This is a genomic window from Streptomyces sp. NPDC029122, from assembly GCF_055569445.1.
Genome location: NZ_JBVHWK010000005.1, coordinates 42349 through 64233, shown reverse-complemented (window position 1 = coordinate 64233; position 21885 = coordinate 42349). Strand labels below are relative to the sequence as shown.

Genomic DNA, 21885 nt, shown 5'->3' with positions numbered 1-21885 from the left:
GGCCCGCGGAGGCGGGCCCGGGACCCGGGCCTAAGGCCGGAGGTACGCGAACGCCCCACGCCGCCCGGAGCCGTCCGGGGCGGACCAGCCGGCCACCACCTGCGCGAGCAGGCCGTCCGCGGAGGCGGTTCCGGGACGCAGCACCCGGTTCAGGGCCAGGGTCAGGGTCGGGGCGTCCAGGCCCGCCGGGCCCACCACGACCTCGGTGTGCCCGGCGGCGTCCGTCACCGTCCCGGGGCCGGTCAGGCCCGCCGGTGCGCCGGAACCCTCGGAGCGGACCTCGACCGTCGGGTCGGGGGTGTCGCTCTCGCTCTGGGCCTGGGCCGTCACCCGGCCCGCCAGCAGCGCCAGCAACTGCTCGACCGCGACCGGGTCGTGGGCGCCGTCGTACACCCAGCGCTTGCCCAGCACCCCGTGCTCCATGGTGCCGATCAGGCCCGCCTCCGCACCCTCCAGCGGGGCGCCCCGGTAGGTGAGGGGCACCAGGTAGGCGACGGGCTCCGAGTCGGTGCCGGTGCCGGAATCGGAGCCCGAGGAGTCGGTGACCACCATGAACTCGACGCCCACCTCGCCCTCGGGGTCGTCGAGCCGGAAGCCGCCCGCCTTGGCCAGCGGTGCGGTCTTCTCCGTACCCCGGTACCAGGGCCTCAACGGCAGCCAGTCGGCGAGGAGTTCGAGTTTGGTCGGGGACAGCGTGGTGTGGTGGATGATCGCCATACGGCCGAACCTACCCTCCCTCCGAGGCGAACGCCGCCCGCAATTCCTCCTTCAGCGACCGCTGGAAGGCCGTCACCAGGGCCTGCACCACCATCGGCTGCATGTGCGCGGACAGCGCCTTCATCGACTCCACCCGCTCCGGGTCGTCCTCGTCCTGCGTGAACGGCCCCCACACCTCGTCCCGGAACAGCGCCGTGAGCTGGTGCGCCGCCGTCCGCGCGTGCTCCAGCAGGATGCCCCGCGCCACCAGCAGTGTCTCGTGGGCGATCGGTACGTCCAGCAGCGCGACCCCCAGCCGCAGCAGACCCACGTCCACCCGGAAGCCCTCCCCGGAGGGCGACACCACGTTCATCGCGGCCAGTCGGCGCAGGTCCCCGTCCGACAGGCGCCGCCCCGCCCGCCGCTCCAGCTCCGCCCGCGACACCTCCTGCGCCGCGTCCGGCGCCCAGGTCGCCACCAGAGCCCGGTGGATCGCCAGGTCGTGCGCGCTCAAGTCGTCCGGCAGGGCGTCCAGATAGCGCTGGATCGCCGACAGGGTCATCCCCTGGTGCTGGAGCTCCTCGATCAGCGCGAGCCGGGACAGGTGCTCCGGGCCGTAGTGCCCCACACGACGCGGTCCGATCACGGGAGGGGGCAAAAGCCCGCGCGTGCTGTAGAACCGTACGGTGCGGACGGTGACACCGGCCCTGGACGCCAGTTCGTCCACGGTGAGCATCGGCTCGGTCGCCCGGTCGGCCATCGTCTGCGCCTCGCTCTCTGCTCCACGGCTTGGTTCAACAGTATTGCTGTCGCACCAACGATGTGAAACGTCCAGGAGCTGCCCATGACCACGAACCTGCGACTGCCCGGACAACCCGCCGACCTCACCCTCCCCGCCCTGCTGGCCCGCAACGCCGCCGAGCACGCGGACCTGCCCGCCCTCTCCTGGCGCGAGGGGGACGGCTGGACGACCCTCACCTGGGGCGAGGCCCGCCGCGGGATCGCCGTCCTCGCCGCCGGCTACGCCGCCCTCGGGGTCGAGCGCGGCGAACACGTCCTGCTGATGATGGGCAACCGCCCAGAGCACTGGCTCAGCGACCTCGCCCTCGTCCACCTCGGCGCCGTCCCCGTCACCGTCTACGGGACCTCCGCGCCCGAACAGATAGCCCACATCGCCCGCCACAGCCGGGCCCGGGTGGCCGTCGTCGAAGGCGCCCGCGAACGCGACCGGTGGGCGCCGCTGCTCGACGACCCCGGGATCCCGCTGGAACGCCTCGTCATCGCGGAGGCCGCCGAGGCCGGCCCGCACACCGCCTACGCCTCCGTGTACGCGAGCGGCGCCCGCCCGCACCGCGCCGACGACTTCGAGAAGGCCTGGCAGGAGATCCGCCCCGAGGACCCCCTCACGGTCGTCTACACCTCCGGCACCACCGGTGACCCCAAGGGCGTCCGCCTGACCCACCGCAACATCCTGCTCCAGTCCGTCCGCCTCGACCGCGACGTCCAGCTCCCCGAGCACGCCGAGCACGTCTGCTACCTGCCCTTCGCGCACATCGCCGAGCGGATCCTCGGCATCTACCTGCCCCTGCTGCGCGCCGCCCACGTCCGGCTGGTCGCCGACCCCACCGGCGTGGCGGCCGCGGTCCGCGAGCTGCGCCCGGTGCAGTTCTTCGGGGTGCCCCGTGTCTGGGAGAAGCTCGCCGCCGGCGTACGGGCCGTCCTGGCCGGCCTCCCCGAGGAGCGGCGGCGTGCCATCGAGGACGCCGGGGACGTGGCGCGCGCCCGCGCCGGCCACCGGGAGCGCGGGGAGGAGGTGCCGGCCGCGCTCGAAGCCTCGTACGCCGAGGCGAAGGAGCGCGTGCTGGACCCGCTGCTGCGGATGGCGGGGCTGGACCGGCTCGTCTGGACGGCCAGCGCCACCGCGCCGATGCCGATCGACGTGGTGCGGTTCTGGGCCGGCTGGGGGATCACCATCATGGACGCCTGGGGGCTGACCGAGACCGCCGGTGTGTGCACCGTCAACAGCGACACCCCCGACGGGTTCAGGCTGGGCTCGGTGGGCCGGCCCATCGAGGGGCTGGAGCTGAAGGTGGCCGCGGACGGGGAGATCCTCACGCGCGGTGCGACCGTCTTCGACGGCTACCTGCGCCCCGACGGGTCGGTGGAGAGCGCGGTCGACGCCGAGGGCTGGTTCCCCACCGGGGACATCGGGCGGCTCGACGAGGACGGCTTCCTCTGGCTGACCGACCGCAAGAAGGAGCTGATCATCACCTCGAACGGCAAGAACGTCTCCCCGGCCCTGGTGGAGAACACCGTCAAGGAACACCCGCTGATCGGCCAGGCCCTGGTGCACGGGGACGGCCGCTCCTACTTGGTCGCCCTGCTGGTCCTGGACCCCGAACTGGCCCCGGCCTGGGCGGCCGCCCGCGGCATCCGGGCCACCTCGCTCGCCGAGCTGGCCGAGCACCCGGCCGTCCTGGAGGAGGCCGACCGGGCGGTGGCCGCCGCGAACGCCCGCCTCAACCGCACCGAGCAGATCAAGCGCTACCGGCTGCTGGCCGAGGAGTGGGGCCCGGAGACGGGAGAGCTCACCCCGTCGCTGAAACTGCGCCGCCGGGTGGTCCGGGAGAAGTACGGGACGGTGATCGAGGGGCTGTACGGGGCCTGACGGGGCCGACGGGGGCGTCAGAGCCGGCAGGGGCGGGAGGGCGGGTCCCTCAGGGATGCGGCAGGAGCCGGGAGCCGGCCCGCCGGGCCCCCGGGAGGCCCGGCTGCCCGCACCACATGTTGGCCGGCCCCCCTGCGGAGTGCCCAGCCGCATCAGATCGCTAGGCGCGCCTTACCGGCGCGGCCACGGCGCCTGACCTCAGCGGCCGATGACCGGGTAGTGGTCCGAGAGGTTCGAGTACGTGTAGGACTTGCCCCAGCTGGAGACCGTCCAGGGGGCCGACTCCTCCTTGACCACGTTGTTCTCCCAGCCCGCCGGGCGGGCGTTGCCCTTGCGGTACAGGACGTAGTCCAGGTCCTCGCGCGGGTCCGTCGGGTAGCGGTAGCTCGCGATCGTGTTCAGCGCCGTGTCGAAGGAGTACGGGTGGCCCGTGCGCGAGTCGGTGCCGGCCAGGTCGGCGTCCGCGAGCATGGAGGCGTACTCGGGGGTGCGGGAGTCCACGTTCATGTCGCCCGCGACGATGACCTGCTCGTTCGCCGGGATGGCCTTGGCGTCGAGGAAGGCGTCTATGTTCTTGAACTGCCGGCTGCGCATCTGCGCCGCCTCGCCCGCGCCGCAGCCGGGGTCGGTGGACTGGGCGTGGGTGCCGACCACGTGCACCTTGGCCCCGTTCACGTTCAGCACCACGTACGCGAAGCCCTTGTTGGACCACCAGTCGGCGCCGCAGGCGTCCTTGTAGACGACCTGCTCCTTGCGCAGGATGGGCCACTTGCTCAGGATCGTGACGCCGCCGTCCTCCGGGGTGGTGGTGGAGTAGGAGCCTCCCGTGGCGTCCCAGCCCGTCTTGCCGCGGCCCACGACCGGGGTCTGGTACGGGTACTGCGCCGCGGAGTTGGCCTGCAGCGCGTCCGAGGCGCCGTTGTCGAAGGCCTCCTGGAGCACCACCACGTCGTGGCCCTGGTAGAAGGAGGTCCTGGGGATCTCGGCGGCCCGGTGGTCCTGGCCCCAGTTCGGGTACAGGCTCTTGCTCATCAGGAACACGTTGTACGTGAGGACGCTCAGCCGCGGGGCCACGGCGGAGCCCTCGGCGGCGGTGGCGGCGGGCGCGGTGGTGAGGGCGAGCGCTGCGGCGGCGGTCGCGGCCACGGCCGTGGCGGCGGCGCGGCGCGGGCGGTGCGAGATCTGCGGCATGGAGGTCTCCGTCATTCCTGCGGGGGAAGATCGACGCCGTAATCCAAGCAGCCGCGGTTACCTCTGGGTAACACCCATGACAAGACTTTCTGTCCGGACCGAGGACTTCTCGCGCTCGCATAATTGACCCATGAACGACACGGCCCGCATCACCGGGCGTCTCGACCCCGAGCCGCCGCCGCCCGGCGGGGTGCTGTGGACCACCACCGGCGACATCCGCTCGCTGCTGACCCTGCCCGCCGCCTTCACCCTGCAGGTCGCCCACCCCGCCGTCGGGGCCGGCGTCGACCAGTACTCGGTCTTCCGCACCGACCCCTGGGGGCGCGGCGAGCGCTCCCTGCGGTCCGTGATGCTGTGGGTCTACGGCGGGGCCGAGGCCGCCGCCGAAGGGCGCCGGGTGCGCCGCCTGCACAAGGGGATCCGGGGCACCGACACCCGGGGCCGCAGCTACCACGCCCTCGACCCCGCCTGCTACGCCTGGGTGCACGCCACCGGCTTCCCCGTCGCCGTGTACGCCGGGCGCTACCTCTTCCGCCGCATCACCCCCGCCCAGGAGCGGCAGCTGTACGCGGAGTGGCTCCGGGTGGGCCGGATCCTGGGGCTGCGCGACCGGGACATGCCGCAGAGCGTCGAGGAGTTCTGGCCGTACTACCACCGGATGCTGGCCGAGGAGATCGAGCCGACCGAGGTCGCCCGCGAACTGCTCTCCACCGAGGTGGACCTGCCCCGCCCCGAGGCGGCCTCCCCGGTCCTGCGGCTGCTGCTGCGGATGACCTGGCCGGTCCTGCGCGTCGGCTACCTGCGCTTCCGGGCCTTCGTCACCGTCGGGTACATGCCGCCCGACGCCCGGGCCGCCCTCGGCCTGGAGTGGACCCCCGCGCAGGAGCGCCGGCTCCGGCGGTTCAGCACCGCCGTACGGCTCCTCGTACCGGTGCTGCCCGAGCGGCTTCGCTACCTGCCGAGGGCCCGCGCCGCGCGGGCGCGGTGGCGCGCCGGCACCTGGTAGGGCGGCCGGCGCGCGAGTCCGCGTACCGCCGTGGGTCAGTGGTCGTGGACCGAGTTCGTCGCGGCGATCTTCTTCCAGGACTTGGGCTCGGCGACCGGGCCGGCCGGGGACTGGAGGGCGCGGGCGCCGGTCTTGGCGGCCGGCGGGGCGAAGGCCGGCTTGCCCGGGGTGTACAGCCAGGTCTCGAAGAGCTGCGCGAGCGGCTTGCCCGAGACCTTCTCCGCGTACCGGACGAAGTCCCCGACCTTGGCGTTGCCGTACGCCCTCTCGGTCGGCCAGCCCTTGAGGATCGTGAAGAACTTCTCGTCGCCGATCTCGTTGCGCAGCGCCTGGAGCGCGAGCGCCCCACGGTCGTACACGGCCCCGTGGAACTGGTTGTCCGGACCCGGGTCACCGGGCTTGACCTGCCAGAACGGGTCCTCGGCGGGGCGGGAGGCGTACGTCCATTCGGCGAGCTCCTGGGCGGTGCCCTCGCCCTCCTTCTCCGACCAGAGCCACTGGCTGTAGCGGGCGAAGCCCTCGTTGACCCAGATGTCCTTCCAGTGGTCCACGGACACGCTGTCGCCGTACCACTGGTGGGCGAGCTCGTGCACGACGACCGAGATGTTGGCGCCGTTCGCGAACTGCCGCGGGCTGTAGAACGGCCGCGTCTGGGTCTCCAGCGCGAAGCCGCTGGGTACGTTCGGGACGTAGCCGCCGAGCGCGTTGAAGGGGTACGGGCCGAAGATCCCCTCCAGCCACTCCGCGACCTCGCCGGTCCGCTCCACGCTGGCGCGGGCCGCGCCGGCGTTGTCGCCGAGGTCCTTGCTGTACGCGTTCAGGATCGGCAGGCCGTTCGCCGTCCTGCCGGTGGTGATGTCGAACTTGCCGATCGCGAGCGTGGCCAGGTAGGTCGCCTGCGGCTTGTTGGAGCGCCAGTTGTAGCGGGTCCAGCCGAGTCTCGAACTCTGAGACTGGAGGACGCCGTTGCTGATGGCCTGGGTGCCGTCCGGGACGTTGACCGACACGTCGAAGGTGGCCTTGTCCAGGGGGTGGTCGTTGCTGGGGAACCACCAGGCGGCCGCGTCGGGCTCCTGTGCCGCCACGCCGCCGTCCGGGGTCCGCTGCCAGGCCGACCAGCCGTCGACCTTGAACTCCGAGGGCTTCCCCGCGTACTTGACGACGACCGTCGCCTGACGGTCCTTCTGGAGCGGCTGGGCGGGCGTCACTTCGAGCTCGTGCGTGCCGGATGTGGCGAACTTCGCCTTGGCCCCGTTGACCCGGACCTCGCTGACCTTGAGGCCGAAGTCGAGGTTGAACCGGGACAGGTCCTGCTTCGCGGTGGCCAGAAGGGTGGCCGTGCCCTCCAGCAGGTCCGTCCCGGGCTGGTACTTCAGGCGCAGGTCGTAGTGGGAGACGTCGTAGCCGCCGTTCCCGCTGGCCGGGTAGTAGCTGTCGCCGATGCCCGGGGCGCCGGGACCCGCGCTGGCCGCCGACGCCGGGATCACCAGCAGGAGGGAGGCGGCCAGGACGCTCGGGGCGATGACTTTGCGGTGCACGAAGAGCTCCAAGGGGTAGGGGAGACAAGTCGGTTCGTGGTCCGACGTCCGAGGTTCGTCGTTCGACGGTATTCACCCGTGATCGCTCACGTCATGTCCATGGCCCCTGCTGTCACACGATCGCCATTCGGACGTCACGAACCCGGCCCAGTCGGCCCGCCGCCGGCCGGGCGTACCGTCCGAGCTGCACCGATGCCCCGGTGACGGCAGGGCGCAGAGTGGCCGGAACGGCACGGTTCCCGGGCCGTCGAGGGGACGGGGGAGGGGCCGACGTCAGCGACATACTGAGCAGTCGGTAACCTGCGGCGCATGACGCTTCCCCAGCACGCCGCGCGCCGCGTCTGGCACGCCGCCATCAACCCCCTCCACGCCACCAGCTACTTCTCCCCGGACCTGGCCACCGAGCTCGGCGCCCTCGGCATCACCCACCGGGTCGCCGTCAACCTCGCCAGCCGCTCCGCCGCCATGGGCGCCGTCGGCCCCGGCGTGGTCACCGCCGCCTTCTACAACTACCGGCACGACCTCGTCGCCGCCCACCTCCCCGCCGTCTGGGACACCGCCACCCCCGAACAGGTCCTCGCCGCCCGGCTGCGCGCCGCCGACAGCACCCTGCGCCGCCTCCTCGGGGACGAGGTCATCGCCTCACCCGAACTCGCCGAAGCCGCCGGCCTCGCCCTGCGCGCCACCGAGGCCTGCACCCGCCACGGCCGGGCCCTGTACGCCGCGCACGCCGACCTCCCCGTCCCAGAGGAGCCGCACCTGCGGCTGTGGCACGCCACCACCCTGCTGCGCGAGCACCGCGGCGACGGACACCTCGCCGCGCTGCTGCAGACCTGCCTGGACCCGCTGGAGGCCCTGGTCAGCCACACCGCCACCGGCCGCGGCATGAACCCCAAGTGGGTCAAGAGCATCCGCGGCTGGGACCAGGCCGACCTCGACGCCGCCGCCGGCCGGCTCCGCGACCGCGGCGTCCTCGACGCCGACGGCGAGCTCACCGAGGAGGGCCACGCGCTGCGCGAGCGCCTGGAGACCGAGACCGACCGCCTCGACGCCGCCCCGTACGAGCACCTCGGCGCGGCCGGCCTCGCCCGGCTCGGCGAACTCGGCGGCGCGTTCGCCAGCCGGGCCATCGGCGCCGGAGCCTTCCCCCGCGACCTCTTCGGAAAGGGCTGAGGGGCTCCCCGGGTCCGCCCGCGGCACCTGCCACAATTGACAGCCTTCCACGCAAACGCACGAAGGCAGGCGGGACCGCACTGTGACCATGTCCATCGAAGGCAGGATCGCCGAGGAGCTCGGCGCACGGGAACGGCAGGTCAGGGCCGCCGTCGAGCTGCTCGACGGCGGCTCCACCGTGCCGTTCATCGCGCGCTACCGCAAGGAAGCGACCGAGATGCTCGACGACGCCCAGCTGCGCACCCTCGAGGAGCGGCTGCGGTACCTGCGCGAGCTGGAGGACCGCCGCGCCGCGATCCTCGACTCCGTGCGCGAGCAGGGCAAGCTCGACGCCGCGCTGGAGGCCCGGATCAACGAGGCCGACACCAAGGCCCGGCTGGAGGACATCTACCTCCCCTTCAAGCCCAAGCGCCGCACCAAGGCGCAGATCGCCCGCGAAGCCGGCCTGGAACCCCTCGCCGAAGGACTGCTGGCCGACCCGTCGGTGGAACCGGCCGCCGCCGCGGCCGCGTTCGTGGACGCGGACAAGGGCGTCGCCGACGCGGCCGCCGCCCTGGAGGGCGCCCGCGCCATCCTCACCGAGAAGTTCGCCGAGGACGCCGACCTGATCGGCGACCTCCGCGAGCGCATGTGGAGCCGGGGCCGGCTCGCCGCGAAGGTCCGCGAGGGCAAGGAGGAGGCGGGCGCGAAGTTCTCCGACTACTTCGACTTCGCCGAGCCGTTCACCGCCCTCCCCTCGCACCGGATCCTCGCCATGCTGCGCGGCGAGAAGGAGGACGTCCTCTCCCTCGACCTGGAGCCCGAGGAGCCCTCCGACACGCCCGGTCCCTCCACGTACGAAGGGCTCATCGCCCGCCGCTTCGGCATCGCCGACCGCGACCGCCCCGGCGACAAGTGGCTCGCCGACACCGTCCGCTGGGCCTGGCGCACGAAGATCCAGGTGCACCTCGGCATCGACCTGCGGACCCGGCTGCGCGCCGCCGCCGAGGACGAGGCCGTACGGGTCTTCGCCGCCAACCTGCGCGACCTGCTGCTCGCCGCCCCGGCCGGCACCCGCGCCACGCTCGGCCTGGACCCCGGCTTCCGTACCGGCGTCAAGGTGGCCGTCGTCGACGCGACCGGCAAGGTCGTGGCCACCGACGTGATCCACCCCCACGTCCCCGCCAACAGGTGGGACGAGGCCCTCGCCAAGCTCGCCCGGCTCGCGAAGGAGCACGCGGTCGAGCTGGTCGCCATCGGCAACGGCACGGCCTCCCGCGAGACCGACAAGCTCGCCGGGGACCTCATCACCCGCCACCCCGAGCTGGGACTCACCAAGGTGATGGTCTCGGAGGCCGGCGCCTCCGTGTACTCCGCCTCGGCCTTCGCCTCGCAGGAACTCCCGGACATGGACGTGTCGCTGCGCGGCGCGGTCTCCATCGCCCGCCGCCTCCAGGACCCCCTGGCCGAGCTGGTCAAGATCGACCCGAAGTCCATCGGCGTCGGCCAGTACCAGCACGACCTGTCCGAGGTGAAGCTGTCCCGCTCGCTCGACGCGGTCGTCGAGGACTGTGTGAACGGCGTCGGCGTGGACGTCAACACCGCCTCCGCCCCCCTGCTCTCCCGGGTGTCGGGCATCAGCGGCACCCTCGCCGAGAACATCGTCGCCCACCGCGACGCCAACGGCCCCTTCCGCAGCCGCAAGGGCCTCAAGGACGTGGCCCGCCTGGGCCCGAAGGCGTACGAGCAGTGCGCGGGCTTCCTGCGGATCCGCGGCGGGGACGACCCGCTGGACTTCTCCAGCGTGCACCCCGAGGCCTACCCCGTGGTGCGGGCCATGGGCAAGGCGGCGGGTGCCGAGGTGGCGGCGCTCATCGGCAACACTTCCGTACTGGCCTCCCTGCGGCCCGAGCAGTTCGTCACCGAGGCCTTCGGCCTGCCGACCGTCACCGACATCCTGCGCGAGCTGGAGAAGCCGGGCCGCGACCCGCGCCCCGCCTTCAAGACGGCCACCTTCAAGGAGGGCGTCGAGAAGATCGGCGACCTGGCGCCCGGCATGATCCTGGAAGGGGTGGTCACCAACGTGGCCGCCTTCGGCGCCTTCATCGACATCGGCGTCCACCAGGACGGGCTGGCGCACGTGTCCGCCCTGTCGAAGACCTTCGTCAAGGATCCCCGCGACGTGGTCAAGCCCGGCGACATCGTCCGGGTCAAGGTCATGGACGTGGACATCCCGCGCAAGCGGATCTCGCTCACCCTGCGGCTGGAGGACGAGGCCGGCGCCGAGCGCGGCGCCGGGGCCCCCAGGCAGCGGGACGAGCGCCAGGGCGACCGCCGCGGCGGCGGGCGCCCTCCGCGGCAGCGCGGCGGCGGCCAGGGTCAGGCCCAGGCTCAGGCCCAGGCGCAGGGTCAGGCCCAGGGGCAGGCCCAGGCGCAGGGCCAGCGCGGCGGCGACGGCAGGCGGCAGGGCGGCCAGGGCGGCGGAGGACAGCGCCAGGGCGGCGCGGGCCAGCGCTCCGGCGCCCCGGCCCCGGCCAACAGCGCCATGGCCGACGCCCTTCGCCGGGCCGGGCTGACCGGACAGGAGGAAGGCCGGGGGCGCCGTTAGGCCGTCCCTTCCGGATCTTGCCCGACCCGCGCCGCTCCCCGGCTACCGCTGGGAGGTGCCCCCGGGCCACGGCCCGGCCGCCGACCGGCAGGAGTGGCCGAATAGCCACCCCCGCCAGGGGGACGCGCTTGCCAACCGCCCCGGATGATCTGTAGGCATGGTGGAACGTCCGTTCGCCCGTTCGCCGGCGCGGACGGGCGTTCCCGCTCCTCCCTCCGGGACCGCACCCCCCGAGGCCGCCTCCAGGCACAGGACCCCATGCCGATGCCCACCCCCCACGCCTACCGCCGCTGCCCGAGAAAAGGCCCGAAGAGGGAACGCATGCCCTACCGGGACCTCGGCCTGCGCAAACGCTGCGCGACGATTCTCGGTCACCTGGATCTGACGCCCCCGTTCTCCCTGGAAGGCCTGTGCGCGCACATGGCCGACCGCCGCGGCCGGCCCATCCGGCTGCACCCACTGCCCAGCGAGGCCGCCGGATCCGGCGTCTGCGGGCTGTGGGTCGGCACCGACACCGTGGACTACGTCTTCTACGAGGCCCAGACCACCCCCCTGCACCGCGAGCACATCGTGCTCCACGAGCTCGGGCACATCCTCTTCGGCCACCACTCCCTGGAAGGGGAGGAGACCGACGGCCGGGCCCCCGTCGTCCGCGGCCGCACCGACTACACCACCCGCCAGGAGCAGGAGGCGGAGATGCTCGCGAGCATGATCCGCGTCCACACCTCCGCCCCGGGCCGCCCCTGCCGCGCCACCGCCCCCCGGGGCGCCCTCGACCGGCTGGAATCCGCCATGGGTTACGCACGGGGTCACCGCGATGGCAGCTGAACTCGCCGCCGCCGGCGACTGGCTCGCCGTCCCCGCAGTCGTCTGCCTGTGGATCGCCGTCCTGCTCCGGGCTCCCGGCGCCCTGCGCTCCCCGGAACAGCGCGGACTGTGGCTCGCGGTCGCCACCGCGGCCGCCGCGATGACCCTGAACCTGCCCGCCGTCGTCCGGTACGCCATGACCGCCGGGCCCTCGTACGCGCACACGGTCGGCCTCGCCCGCAATCTGATCGGCGTCCTGTCGGCGGGCGCCGTGCTCTACTTCGTCGCCGCCGCCACCCGCGGCCGCAGGCTCCAACTCGCCTCCTGGGCGGGCGCCGTGCTCTGGATCGCCGTCCTCCTCACCCTGGACGCCGCCGCGCCCGGACACGGCACGCACACCATCCCGCCCGCCGGGAGCCCGGTGCCCTCCCTCGCGTACTGGCTCGTGCTGATCTCCGCCCACCTGATCGCCAACACCATCTGCGTCCACGTCTGCCGGCGCTACGGCCGCCGCTCCGAGAGCCGCGCGCTCGCCCTCGGACTGCGCCTGTTCGGCCTCGGCACCGCGCTGGCCTGGGTGTTCTGGTTCGTGTACCTGCTCAAGGCCCTCTTCGGCAGCACCTGGGCGCTGCCCGCGCTGCCGCTGCTGATGAGCCTGCACGGACTGCTGCGCGCCGCCGCCATCCTCGTGCCGACCCTGTTCACGCTGCGCCGCGCCCTCGCCGACACCACCACCGCCTGGCTGCTGTGGCCGCTGTGGCGGGACCTGGTCCAGGCCGTCCCGTACGTGGCGCTCACCGAGCCCCGGACGGGACGGCTGCTGGAGCTGCTCTGGCCGCCCGTGCCGCGGGACCTGCTCGTCTACCGCAAGGTCATCGAGACCCGCGACGCGATCCTGATCCTGGGGGAGTACGTCCCCCCGGGCCTGCCCGAGCTCGCACGCGGCCACGTCGCCGGTGCGGACGTCCCCGAGCGGCAGCGCGCGGCCGCCGCGCTGGCCTGCGTACTGAAGGAGGCCCGGCGCACGAAGCTCGCCGGACTGCCCGGGCAGCCGTCCGGGGCCACCGCACTGGAACTGCCGGCCGCGATGCGGACCTCCATGGAGGGCGGCGGCCTGGAGGACGAGGCCAGGTTCCTCGTGGACGTCGCCCGGGCCTACCGCTCGCCCGCGGCCGCCGCCTTCGCCCCGCCACCCGGACCGCCTGAACGCCAGGAAGCGAACGCCACGTGACCACCACCGTACTGATCACCGGGGCCAGCGCCGGCCTCGGCGCCGCCTTCGCGCGGGCCTTCGCCGCCAAGGGCTGCGACCTGGTCCTCGTCGCCCGGGACAAGGACCGCCTGGAGGCCCTGGCCGCCGAACTCACCCGCCGGACCGGCAGCACCTGCGAGGTACTGCCCGCCGACCTGCTCGACCCCGCCGCCCGCGCCACCGTCGCCGACCGGCTCGCCGACACCGCGCGGCCCGTGGACGTCCTGGTCAACAACGCCGGATTCGGCCTGCCCGCGCCCTACCCGTACAACCCCGTCGAGGACGAGGAGCGGATGCTCGACCTCCTCGTGAAGGTCCCGCTCCGGCTCACCCACGCGCTCCTTCCGGGCCTGCGGGAGCGCCGCCGGGGCGCCGTGCTCAACGTCTCCTCCGTCGCCGGCCTGCTCCCGACCGGGACGTACGGGGCGGCGAAGGCGTGGGTCACCGCCTTCAGCGAGTCCCTCCGGGTCGACATGGAGCCCTACGGGGTCCGGGTGCTCGCGGTGGTCCCGGGCTTCACCCGCACCGAGTTCCAGGAACGCGCCGGCATGGACGTCAGCGCCCTGCGCGACGCGGTGTGGCTGGAGCCCGAGGCGGTGGTCGCCAAGGCCCTGCGCGACCTCGCCCGCCGCCGCCCGATCAGCGTCACGGGCCGCCACTACCAGGCGTACGCCTTCGCGGCCCGCCACCTCCCGCGCGCCTTCGTGGCCCGCAGGATGGCCCGCGCGCGGCGCCCCCCGGCCGGCCCGCGGGCCTGAGCGGACCGGTTTGCGGGGCCGCGGTCCGGGCAGCCGCCGGACGAGGGGGACAACGGCCCTCGGCAGAGGAGGACGTGCCATGGACGAGCAAGGCGGCGCCGGAGGCGTCCCGCTCCACGGCGAGGACGAAGGACAGCAGCAGCGCAAACCGCACCCCGGGCGGCACCACACCTCCCGGGAATCCCGGCCGAAGCCGGGGCCCGGCCCCGTCCGGGCCGAGGACACGGACGAGGCGAGCCGCCTCGACCACCCCCGGACCCAGGACCCGGACGAGCCGCGCAAGCACCGCAGCCACGGCAAGGGCCCGAAGGAGTTCTAGGGCGCCCGCCCCGGAGCTCTCGGCTCAGAGCTCGGTGACCTTGCCGTCCGCCACTTCCAGCCTGCGGGTCACGTGCACCGCGTCCAGCATCCGGCGGTCGTGCGTGACCAGCAGCAGCGTGCCCTCGTAGACCTCCAGGGCCGACTCCAGCTGCTCGATCGCCGGCAGGTCGAGGTGGTTCGTCGGCTCGTCCAGCACCAGCAGGTTCACCCCGCGCCCCTGGAGCAGGGCGAGGGCCGCGCGGGTGCGCTCGCCGGGCGACAGGGTCGCCGCCGGGCGCAGCACGTGCGCCGCCTTCAGGCCGAACTTGGCCAGGAGCGTACGCACCTCCGCCGGCTCGGTGTCCGGGACGGCCGCGCAGAAGGCCTCCAGCAGCGGCTGACCGCCGAGGAACAGGCCGCGCGCCTGGTCCACCTCACCGACCAGCACGCCCGAGCCGAGCGTGGCCGAGCCCGAATCCGGGGTCAGCCGGCCCAGCAGCACCGCGAGGAGGGTGGACTTGCCGGCGCCGTTGGCCCCGGTGATCGCCACCCGGTCCGCCCAGTCGATCTGCAGGCTCGCCGGGCCGAAGGAGAAGTCGCCGCGCTCGACGGCCGCCTCGCGCAGGGTCGCCACCACCGAGCCGGAGCGCGGGGCCGCCGCGATCTCCAGGCGCAGCTCCCACTCCTTGCGGGGCTCCTCGACGACCTCCAGGCGCTCGATCGCCCGCTGCGTCTGGCGGGCCTTGGCGGCCTGCTTCTCGCTGGACTCGCCGCGCAGGTTCTTGCCGATCTTGTCGTTGTCGCTCGCCTTGCGGCGGGCGTTGCGGACGCCCTTGTCCATCCAGTTGCGCTGCATCTGGGCCCGGCCCTCGAGCGCGGACCTCTTGCCGGCGTACTCCTCGAACTCCTCGCGGGCGTGGTCCCGGGCGCGTTCGCGTTCCTCCAGGTACGAGGCGTAGCCGCCGCCGTAGAGGTTGATCTGCTGCTGCGCCAGGTCCAGTTCGAGGACCTTCGTGACCGTCCGGGTCAGGAACTCGCGGTCGTGGCTGATGACCACCGTGCCCGCGCGCAGCCCCGTCACGAACCGCTCCAGGCGCTCCAGCCCCGCCAGGTCGAGGTCGTTGGTGGGCTCGTCCAGCAGGAACACGTCGTAGCGGGACAGGAGCAGCGAGGCGAGGCCGGCCCGGGCGGCCTGGCCGCCGGACAGCGCCGACATCGGCAGGTCCAGGCTCACCGCCAGGCCCAGCTCGTCCGCCACCTCCTGGGCGCGCTCGTCGAGATCGGCGCCGCCGAGGTCCAGCCAGCGGTCGAGGGTCTCCGCGTACGCGTCGTCCGCGCCGGGGGTGCCGTCCACGAGGCCCTGCGTGGCCTCGTCCAGCGCCGCCTGCGCGGCGGCCACACCGGTCCGGCGGGCGAGGAACTCCCGCACCGACTCGCCGTCGCGCCGCTCCGGCTCCTGCGGGAGGTGGCCGACGGCCGCGCCGGGCGGGGAGAGCCGCAGCTCACCGGTCTCCGGGGTGTCCAGCCCGGCGAGCACGCGCAGCAGGGTCGACTTCCCGGCGCCGTTGACGCCGACGAGTCCGATGACGTCGCCGGGCGCGACGACGAGGTCGAGACCGGCGAAGAGCGTGCGCTCACCGTGCGCGGCGGTGAGGTTCTTGGCGACGAGGGTTGCAGTCATGATGCCCCGATCCTATCGGCGCGCCGCCGCCCTACCGCCCGATCAGCCGCAGTCCCGCCCACAGGGCCGTCACCGCCGCCGCGAGGGACACGGGCGTGGTGAGCAGCCCGAGCCGGGTGAACGCGCCCAGCCGGACGTCCTCGCCGTGCGCGTGCAGGAGCCGCCGCCACAGCAGGGTGGCCAGGGAGCCGACGTACGTGAGGTTCGGGCCGATGTTCACGCCGATCAGCACGGCCAGCACCACCCCCGCCCCGCCGGGCGCGGCCAGCGGCAGCAGCGCGAGCACCGCGGGCAGGTTGTTGATCAGGTTGGCCAGTACGGCGGCCACCCCGGCCACGGCCAGCAGCGCGGGCAGCGAGTCCCCGTCGGGCAGCAGCCACTGGAGCCCGTCACCGAGCCCGTGGTCCACCACGGCCCGTACGACCACCCCCAGCGCCAGCACGAACAGGCAGAACGCCGGCGCGGTGGAGGCCACCAGCCGCCGCGGGGTGGTCTCCCGGCGGAGCAGGGCCCGCACCCCCAGCGCCACGGCCCCGGCCAGCGCGGCCCAGACGGGGCCGGCCCCCAAGAGGGAGGCCAGCGCGAAGCCCGCCAGCGTCAGCAGCAGCACGGCCAGGGCGAAACGCGGCACCGGCGCCGGTTCCGCCGCCTCGGGCCGGTGCTCGGGCGGGGCTGCCAGGTCCGCCCGGAAGAAGCGGCGGAACACCGCGTACTCCACCGCGATCGCGACGGCCCACGGCAGCGCCATCAGCGCCGCGAACCGGGTGAAGGTCAGCCCGCTCGCGGTGAAGGCCAGCAGGTTCGTCAGGTTGGACACGGGCGGCAGCAGCGACGCCGAGTTCGCCAGGTGCGCGGTGGCGAACACGTGCGGGCGGGGCCGGGCGCCCAGCCGGGCGGACGTCGCCAGCACCACCGGCGTGAGCAGCACCACCGTGGCGTCCAGGCTCAGCGTGGCGGTGACCGCCGAGGCCACCAGGAACACCCCGCCCAGCAGCCCGGCCGCCCCGCGCCCGGCGGCCCGTCGGGCCACGGCCGCCCCGGCGGCCCGGAACAGCCCCTCGTCCGCGCACAGCTGCGCGAGGGCCAGGACCACGGCCAGGAACCCGACCACGGGCAGCAGCTCCCGCGTCTGCTGCCAGGCATCGGCCGGGGACACCACACCCAGGGCGACGAGCAGCCCGGCGGCCGGCACGGCGGCCGCCGCCTCGGGCAGCCCCCGCGGCCGCAGCACGGCGAAGGCCAGCACGGCGAGCAACAGGACGACGGACAGGGACTCGGCGACGACGGTGTTCAGGGCGGTGCTCCGGACGGCGGGACGGGAACGCCCAAGGATCGCACCCCGCCGCCGCGCGTCCGTAAAGGTGGGACACCCGTCATTGCGGCCACGGCGAGCGTGGTCACAGGATGGAGGCATGTCACCGCGAAACGTGCTCGTCGTCCTCTACGACGGGGTGCAGAGCCTGGACGTGACCGGCCCCGTCGAGGTCTTCGACGGAGCCGGCCGCCTTCCCCGGCAGGAGGGGTACGCGATCCGTACCGTCTCCCCGGGAGGCGCGCCGGTACGGACCAGCAGCGGACTGACCCTGCTGTCCGACGGGGCGCTGGAGAGCGCCCGCCCCGGCCCCGGGACCACGCTGCTGGTACCCGGCGGCCGCCGCACGGCGGACTTCGAGCCGAGGCTCACCGACTGGCTGCGCGCGTACGGGGGCGGTGCGGGCAGGCTGGTGTCGGTCTGCACCGGGGGGCTGCTGCTGGCCGAGGCCGGGCTGCTGGACGGACGGCGGGCCACGTCGCACTGGTCGGTCTGCGAGCGGATGGCACGGGACTACCCCCGGGTGTCGGTGGAGCCGGACCCCATCTACGTCCGGGACGGCCCCGTTTCCACCTCGGCCGGGGTCACCGCCGGGATCGACCTGGCGCTGGCGCTGGTGGAGGAGGACCTCGGGCGGGACGCGGCCCTGCTGATCGCCCGGCACCTGGTGGTGTTCCTGCGCAGGCCCGGCAACCAGGCGCAGTTCAGCGCGCAGCTGGCGGCGCAGACGGCACGGCGGGCGCCGCTGCGGGACGTCCAGCAGTGGATCAACGAGCATCCGGGCGGGGACCTGAGCGTCGAGGCCCTGGCGGCGCGGGCGGCGCTCTCGCCGAGACACTTCGCGCGGGCCTTCCAGGCGGAGACGGGGGTGACTCCGGGCCGGTACGTGGAGCGGGTGCGGGTGGAACACGCGCGGCGGCTGCTGGAGGACAGCTGCGAGGGCGTCGCGCAGATCGCCCAGTCCTGCGGCTACGGGACGCCGGAGGCGCTGCGCCGGGCCTTCGTCAAAACCCTGGGTCAGCCCCCGGCCGAGTACCGCCGCCGCTTCGGCCGCCGCCGCCCTTCCTGACGCGGCCCCCTGCCGCCGTCTCTCCCGACGCGGCGGCCCCTGCCGGCGCCTCTCCTGATGCCGCACCCTGCCGGTGCACGTCCGCGCGCTGCCCAGCGCCGGCGCGCTCCGGCTCCGCGGGGCGGCGCACCCCCGCACGCGGAAACCGCGCCCGGTCCGGCCGAGCCCGGCCCGGCGCCCGGCCCGGCGGCGCGGAACGCGCGGCGCGTGCGGAAGGCGTGCCGCCCGGCACCGTACGGGCGTTGTCACAGCGCCCCGCACATCGACCTCCGCCCCACGACCGGGGCGGCCTACCGCTCCGGAGGAGCCATGCAGATCGCCGTACTGCTCTACGACCGCTTCACCGCGCTCGACGCCGTCGGGCCCTACGAGACCCTCAGCCGCGTGCCCGACGCCGAGACCGTGTTCGTCGCGGAGCGCCCGGGCCCCGTGCGCACCGACAACGGGGCGCTCGCCCTCGTCGCGGACAAGGCGCTCGAGGAGGTGACCCGGCCGGACATCGTCATCGTGCCCGGCGGACCGAACCCCGAGGTGGAGATGGAGAACCCCGCGGTGCTCGAGTGGCTGCGGGCCGTGGACGCGACGACCACCTGGACCACCTCCGTCTGCACCGGCTCGCTGCTCCTCGCCGCGGCCGGCCTGCTCGAGGGGCGGCGCGCGACCAGCCACTGGCTCTACCTCGACCGGCTGGTCCCCTTCGGCGCCGAGCCCACCGGCGAGCGGGTCGTCTTCGACGGCAAGTACGTCACCGCCGCCGGGGTGTCCTCCGGCATCGACATGGGGCTCGGCCTGCTCGGCCGGATCGCCGGGGACCCGTACGCCGAGGCGGTGCAGCTGCTGTGCGAGTACGACCCCCAGCCGCCCTACGACGCCGGTTCCCCGGAGAAGGCCCCGGCCGAGCTCGTCGCCCGGCTGCGCGCCGCTAATCCCCTGACGGACGCCAGCTGAATTCCGGAGCACGGCGCTCCAGGAACGCGGCGACACCCTCGGCGGTGTCGCCGCTCGCCGCGGCCTGACCCGCCCAGTACGCCTCCCGGCCGGTGCGGCCGTCCGCGTACTCCTTGGCGGCGGCCTGCGTCAGCAGCGAGCGGGCGGCCAGGATCCCCGCGAACTCGGCCACCCGCTCCTCCAGCCGGCCCGCCGGCAGCAGCTCGTTCAGGAACCCGGCCCGCAGGGCCGTCTCGGCATCGATCAACTCGGCCGAGAACAGCAGGTACTTGGCCCACGCCGGGCCGACCGCCGAGGCCAGCCGCCGGGTGGAGGAGGCCGGGTAGACGATGCCCAGCTTCGCCGGGGTCACCCCGAACGCCGCGCCCTCCTCCGCGAACCTCAGGTCGCAGGCCGCCGCCAGCTGGCTGCCGCCCCCCACGCAGAACCCCCGGATCGCGGCCACCGTCGGCCTCGGGAAGGAGGCCAGGGCCTCCTCCGCGGCCACCGCCAGGGCCTGGGGGTCCTCCTTGCCGGTGAGCGAGGAGATGTCGGCCCCCGCGCAGAAGGTCGGGCCGGCCCCGGTCAGCACCAGCACCCGTACGGCCTCGTCCGCGGCGAGCAGCTCCAGCAGCTCCGGAAGGGCCCGCCACATCGCGGCGGTCATGGCGTTCCGCTTGGCGGGGTGCGAGATGACGACGGTGGCGACCCCGTCGGCGACCGTGTGGTGGAGGGCTGCGTCCATGCGCCGGATGCTATCCCGGCCGGCCGATCCTATGATCAAGGGGAATCCGACCCCGGGGGGTGCCGAGGAGGTGGCACGTCCATGGGCGCCGACCGCAGCGACCCGTTTCCGCAGCAGCGGGAGAAGAAGCAGCTGAAGCGCGGCTTCGGGCTTCTGGCCCTGCTCGGGGTGATCCTCGTACTGGCCGGCCTGGTGGGCCTGGTCTACACGGGCGTGGCCACTCTGACCTCGATGTTCCTCTTCGGCTGGCTGCTGCTCATCGGCGGTGTCGTCGGCCTCGCGCAGGCCGTGCAGTCGCGCGGGACGAGCTACTTCTGGCTGGCCGTCATCGTCGCCGCCATCAACCTGGCCGCGGGCTTCGTGATCCTGCGCCGCCCGGAGGCGAGCGCCGAGGCACTGACCATGTTCGCGGCCCTGCTCTTCCTCACCGGCGGGGTCTTCCGCCTCGTGGGGGCGCTGGTGGTGCGCGGCGCCAACTTCGGGATCTCGCTGGTCCAGGGCGCCTTCGGGCTCCTGCTGGGCATCCTGATCCTCTCGGGCTGGCCGGGCAACAGCCTGTACGTGATCGGAACCTGCTTCTCGCTCGCCCTGCTGTTCGACGGACTCAGCCTGATGGGACTGGGTCTGGGGGCCCGCCGGATCCTCGGACTGGTCAGGGAAGAGGAGACAGACGCTGCCAACCGGAGCCTGCCGGATCAGGAACAGACCCACAACTGACTCCGTCATAAGCCAGTGGTCAGAAAGCGTCCGATTGACGCTGACTTCTGGTCAGCAGCGTGGGCGGGACCAGGGTGTTCCCCACTCTTGACGCGTGGAGACGATCGAGCGTGAAGACGGGGGCCGGAAGATGGACGACAGCGGGAGCATCCCGCCGGCCGGGGGAGGTGAGGTGTCGGCTCCGGCCGACCCTCCCGCTTATGAGGGAGTGTGGCGCTTCACCGCGCCCGCGGTTGAAGAATCCGTTCCGCAGGCCCGCCGCGCGGTCCGCGAGCTGCTCGGCCGCCAGGGGGTGCCGGCCCAGCAGGACCTGGTGTACTCCCTGCTGCTGATCGTCTCCGAACTGGTGACGAACTCGGTCCGGCACGCGGCCCTGCTCTCCCCGGAGGTCGCCGTCGAGGTGGCGGTGGGCCGGGAGTGGGTACGGGTGGCCGTCGAGGACAACCACCCGTACCGGCCCAAGGCGCTGGAGGCCGACTTCGGCCAGACCGGCGGCCGGGGCCTGCTGCTGGTCCGGGAGATCACCCGGGAGGCGGGCGGGGTGTGCGACGTGGAACACACCGCGACGGGCGGCAAGGTGATCTGGGCGGCCCTGCCGCTCCCGGCCCGGGCGCCCGGGGCCTGACCCCCGGGGACCGGCCCCGGACGGCCCACCCGGGCGTCCGCACCTGAACGGCGCAGCGGCTACCAGCCGGCCGCGTCGCCGGTCAGCTCGCGGATCGCGGGGCGCGCCGCGTCCAGCACCGTCATGAACCAGGCGGAGAACGGCTGCTCCGCGTGCTGCTTCGCCAGCTCCTCGGCCGTGACGAAGGCGGTGTCGCCGACCTCCTCCGGATCCGGGGCCGGCGCGGCCTGGGCCAGTCCCACGAACAGGTGGTTGTACTCCTGCTCCACCAGTCCGGACGCCGGGTCCGGGTGGTTGTAGCGGACCGTCCCCGCCTCCGCGAGCAGCGAGGGCGAGAGCCCGAGCTCCTCATGGGTGCGCCGGGCCGCCGCCGCGAACGGCGACTCCCCGGGATAGGGGTGACCGCAACAGGTGTTCGACCAGACGCCGGGGGAGTGGTACTTCCCGAGGGCGCGCCGCTGGATCAGCAGCCGCCCCTGCTCGTCGAAGAGGAACACGGAGAACGCCCGGTGCAACAGGCCGGGCGCCTGATGTGCGGAGAGCTTCTCCGCCGTGCCGATGGTGTTGCCGGACTCGTCGACCAGTTCGAGCATGATCGATTCTCGAGCTCCGGTGCCGGCGGACGCGCTGCTGGTGGCGTCGGTGGCTGGTGTGGTCGGCATACCCATCCTTCGCTTCGGACTTCGGCCTTCAGTCTGCCGTACAAAAGCGGCTTGTCCCCACTTCGGCGATCCACGCATGTCCGCCGGGGGGGGGGGGGGGGGGGGGGGGGGGGGGGGGAGGGGGGGGGGGAGGGAGGGGAGGGGGGGGGGGGGGGGGGGGGGGGAGGTGGT

At 73.9% G+C, this 21885-nt stretch carries 20 protein-coding genes; 12 read left to right on the top strand and 8 right to left on the bottom strand.

All coding sequences use genetic code 11. The annotated features are described in order from the left end of the window. Nucleotides 1-30 precede the first annotated feature (30 nt). Complete coding sequence (locus ACZ4WZ_RS08435) at nt 31-717, bottom strand: maltokinase N-terminal cap-like domain-containing protein (RefSeq protein ID WP_467886798.1); 687 nt, start codon at nt 715-717, stop codon at nt 31-33. A gap of 10 nt (nt 718-727) precedes the next feature. After that, complete coding sequence (locus tag ACZ4WZ_RS08430; RefSeq protein ID WP_467886795.1) at nt 728-1456, bottom strand: MerR family transcriptional regulator; 729 nt, start codon at nt 1454-1456, stop codon at nt 728-730. 84 nt (nt 1457-1540) lie between these two features. On the opposite strand from ACZ4WZ_RS08430, the gene ACZ4WZ_RS08425 reads away from it, so the two are divergent. Then, a complete protein-coding gene (locus tag ACZ4WZ_RS08425; RefSeq protein ID WP_467886792.1) occupies nt 1541-3364 on the top strand; it encodes an AMP-dependent synthetase/ligase in 1824 nt (607 codons plus the stop codon). A gap of 198 nt (nt 3365-3562) precedes the next feature. Here the strand turns inward: ACZ4WZ_RS08425 and sph are convergent, their stop codons facing one another. Next, complete coding sequence (gene sph, locus ACZ4WZ_RS08420; RefSeq protein WP_467886789.1) at nt 3563-4555, bottom strand: sphingomyelin phosphodiesterase; 993 nt, start codon at nt 4553-4555, stop codon at nt 3563-3565. A 130-nt stretch (nt 4556-4685) separates the two neighbouring features. Here sph and ACZ4WZ_RS08415 point away from each other — a divergent pair, with 130 nt between their 5' ends. Next, nucleotides 4686-5561: an oxygenase MpaB family protein gene (locus tag ACZ4WZ_RS08415; protein ID WP_467886786.1), complete on the top strand. Its 876-nt coding sequence runs from the start codon at nt 4686-4688 to the stop codon at nt 5559-5561. A 35-nt stretch (nt 5562-5596) separates the two neighbouring features. On the opposite strand, the gene ACZ4WZ_RS08410 is transcribed toward ACZ4WZ_RS08415, so the two are convergent. Continuing rightward, a complete protein-coding gene (locus ACZ4WZ_RS08410; protein WP_467886784.1) occupies nt 5597-7099 on the bottom strand; it encodes a M1 family metallopeptidase in 1503 nt (500 codons plus the stop codon). 309 nt (nt 7100-7408) lie between these two features. Between ACZ4WZ_RS08410 and ACZ4WZ_RS08405 the strand changes: the two genes are divergently transcribed. The 6 genes from ACZ4WZ_RS08405 to ACZ4WZ_RS08380 all read left to right on the top strand — a co-directional run bounded on the left by ACZ4WZ_RS08405 (nt 7409) and on the right by ACZ4WZ_RS08380 (nt 13995). After that, nucleotides 7409-8272 carry an SCO6745 family protein gene (locus ACZ4WZ_RS08405; RefSeq protein ID WP_467886781.1) on the top strand — a complete coding sequence of 288 codons (864 nt, stop codon included), beginning with the start codon at nt 7409-7411 and terminating at the stop codon, nt 8270-8272. Between the two features lie 82 nt (nt 8273-8354). Beyond that, on the top strand, nt 8355-10859 hold the full coding sequence (locus ACZ4WZ_RS08400; protein ID WP_467886778.1) for a Tex family protein: 2505 nt from the start codon (nt 8355-8357) through the stop codon (nt 10857-10859). A gap of 321 nt (nt 10860-11180) precedes the next feature. Further along, nucleotides 11181-11687 carry a M78 family metallopeptidase domain-containing protein gene (locus tag ACZ4WZ_RS08395; RefSeq protein ID WP_467886776.1) on the top strand — a complete coding sequence of 169 codons (507 nt, stop codon included), beginning with the start codon at nt 11181-11183 and terminating at the stop codon, nt 11685-11687. After that, complete coding sequence (locus ACZ4WZ_RS08390) at nt 11677-12897, top strand: MAB_1171c family putative transporter (RefSeq protein ID WP_467886774.1); 1221 nt, start codon at nt 11677-11679, stop codon at nt 12895-12897. Before ACZ4WZ_RS08395 ends, ACZ4WZ_RS08390 begins: the two co-directional genes overlap by 11 nt. Next, complete coding sequence (locus ACZ4WZ_RS08385; protein WP_467886772.1) at nt 12894-13676, top strand: SDR family NAD(P)-dependent oxidoreductase; 783 nt, start codon at nt 12894-12896, stop codon at nt 13674-13676. The genes ACZ4WZ_RS08390 and ACZ4WZ_RS08385 overlap by 4 nt, the downstream gene beginning before the upstream one ends. A 79-nt stretch (nt 13677-13755) precedes the next feature. Then, entirely contained in the window at nt 13756-13995 is a 240-nt protein-coding gene (locus tag ACZ4WZ_RS08380) for a hypothetical protein (protein WP_467886770.1), read from the top strand. 24 nt (nt 13996-14019) lie between these two features. Here the strand turns inward: ACZ4WZ_RS08380 and ACZ4WZ_RS08375 are convergent, their stop codons facing one another. Next, the gene (locus ACZ4WZ_RS08375) at nt 14020-15657 is read right to left on the bottom strand and encodes an ABC-F family ATP-binding cassette domain-containing protein (RefSeq protein ID WP_467886768.1); all 1638 of its coding nucleotides are present in this window, start codon (nt 15655-15657) and stop codon (nt 14020-14022) included. A 31-nt stretch (nt 15658-15688) separates the two neighbouring features. Continuing rightward, nucleotides 15689-16927 carry an SLC13 family permease gene (locus ACZ4WZ_RS08370; RefSeq protein ID WP_467887379.1) on the bottom strand — a complete coding sequence of 413 codons (1239 nt, stop codon included), beginning with the start codon at nt 16925-16927 and terminating at the stop codon, nt 15689-15691. 142 nt (nt 16928-17069) lie between these two features. On the opposite strand from ACZ4WZ_RS08370, the gene ACZ4WZ_RS08365 reads away from it, so the two are divergent. Then, complete coding sequence (locus ACZ4WZ_RS08365; RefSeq protein WP_467886766.1) at nt 17070-18038, top strand: GlxA family transcriptional regulator; 969 nt, start codon at nt 17070-17072, stop codon at nt 18036-18038. A gap of 309 nt (nt 18039-18347) precedes the next feature. Continuing rightward, on the top strand, nt 18348-18986 hold the full coding sequence (locus tag ACZ4WZ_RS08360; RefSeq protein WP_467886764.1) for a DJ-1/PfpI family protein: 639 nt from the start codon (nt 18348-18350) through the stop codon (nt 18984-18986). Here the strand turns inward: ACZ4WZ_RS08360 and ACZ4WZ_RS08355 are convergent. Beyond that, the gene (locus ACZ4WZ_RS08355) at nt 18961-19710 is read right to left on the bottom strand and encodes an enoyl-CoA hydratase/isomerase family protein (protein WP_467886762.1); all 750 of its coding nucleotides are present in this window, start codon (nt 19708-19710) and stop codon (nt 18961-18963) included. The two genes, ACZ4WZ_RS08360 and ACZ4WZ_RS08355, sit on opposite strands and share 26 nt — an antisense overlap. 81 nt (nt 19711-19791) lie before the next feature. Between ACZ4WZ_RS08355 and ACZ4WZ_RS08350 the strand changes: the two genes are divergently transcribed. Both ACZ4WZ_RS08350 and ACZ4WZ_RS08345 read left to right on the top strand, forming a co-directional pair. Next, the gene (locus ACZ4WZ_RS08350) at nt 19792-20427 is read left to right on the top strand and encodes an HdeD family acid-resistance protein (protein ID WP_467886761.1); all 636 of its coding nucleotides are present in this window, start codon (nt 19792-19794) and stop codon (nt 20425-20427) included. A 130-nt stretch (nt 20428-20557) separates the two neighbouring features. Beyond that, nucleotides 20558-21052 carry an ATP-binding protein gene (locus ACZ4WZ_RS08345; RefSeq protein WP_467887376.1) on the top strand — a complete coding sequence of 165 codons (495 nt, stop codon included), beginning with the start codon at nt 20558-20560 and terminating at the stop codon, nt 21050-21052. A gap of 59 nt (nt 21053-21111) precedes the next feature. Here the strand turns inward: ACZ4WZ_RS08345 and idi are convergent, their stop codons facing one another. After that, nucleotides 21112-21714, bottom strand: a complete 603-nt coding sequence (idi, locus tag ACZ4WZ_RS08340) for an isopentenyl-diphosphate Delta-isomerase (RefSeq protein ID WP_467886759.1) — start codon at nt 21712-21714, stop codon at nt 21112-21114. Nucleotides 21715-21885: the final 171 nt, after the last annotated feature.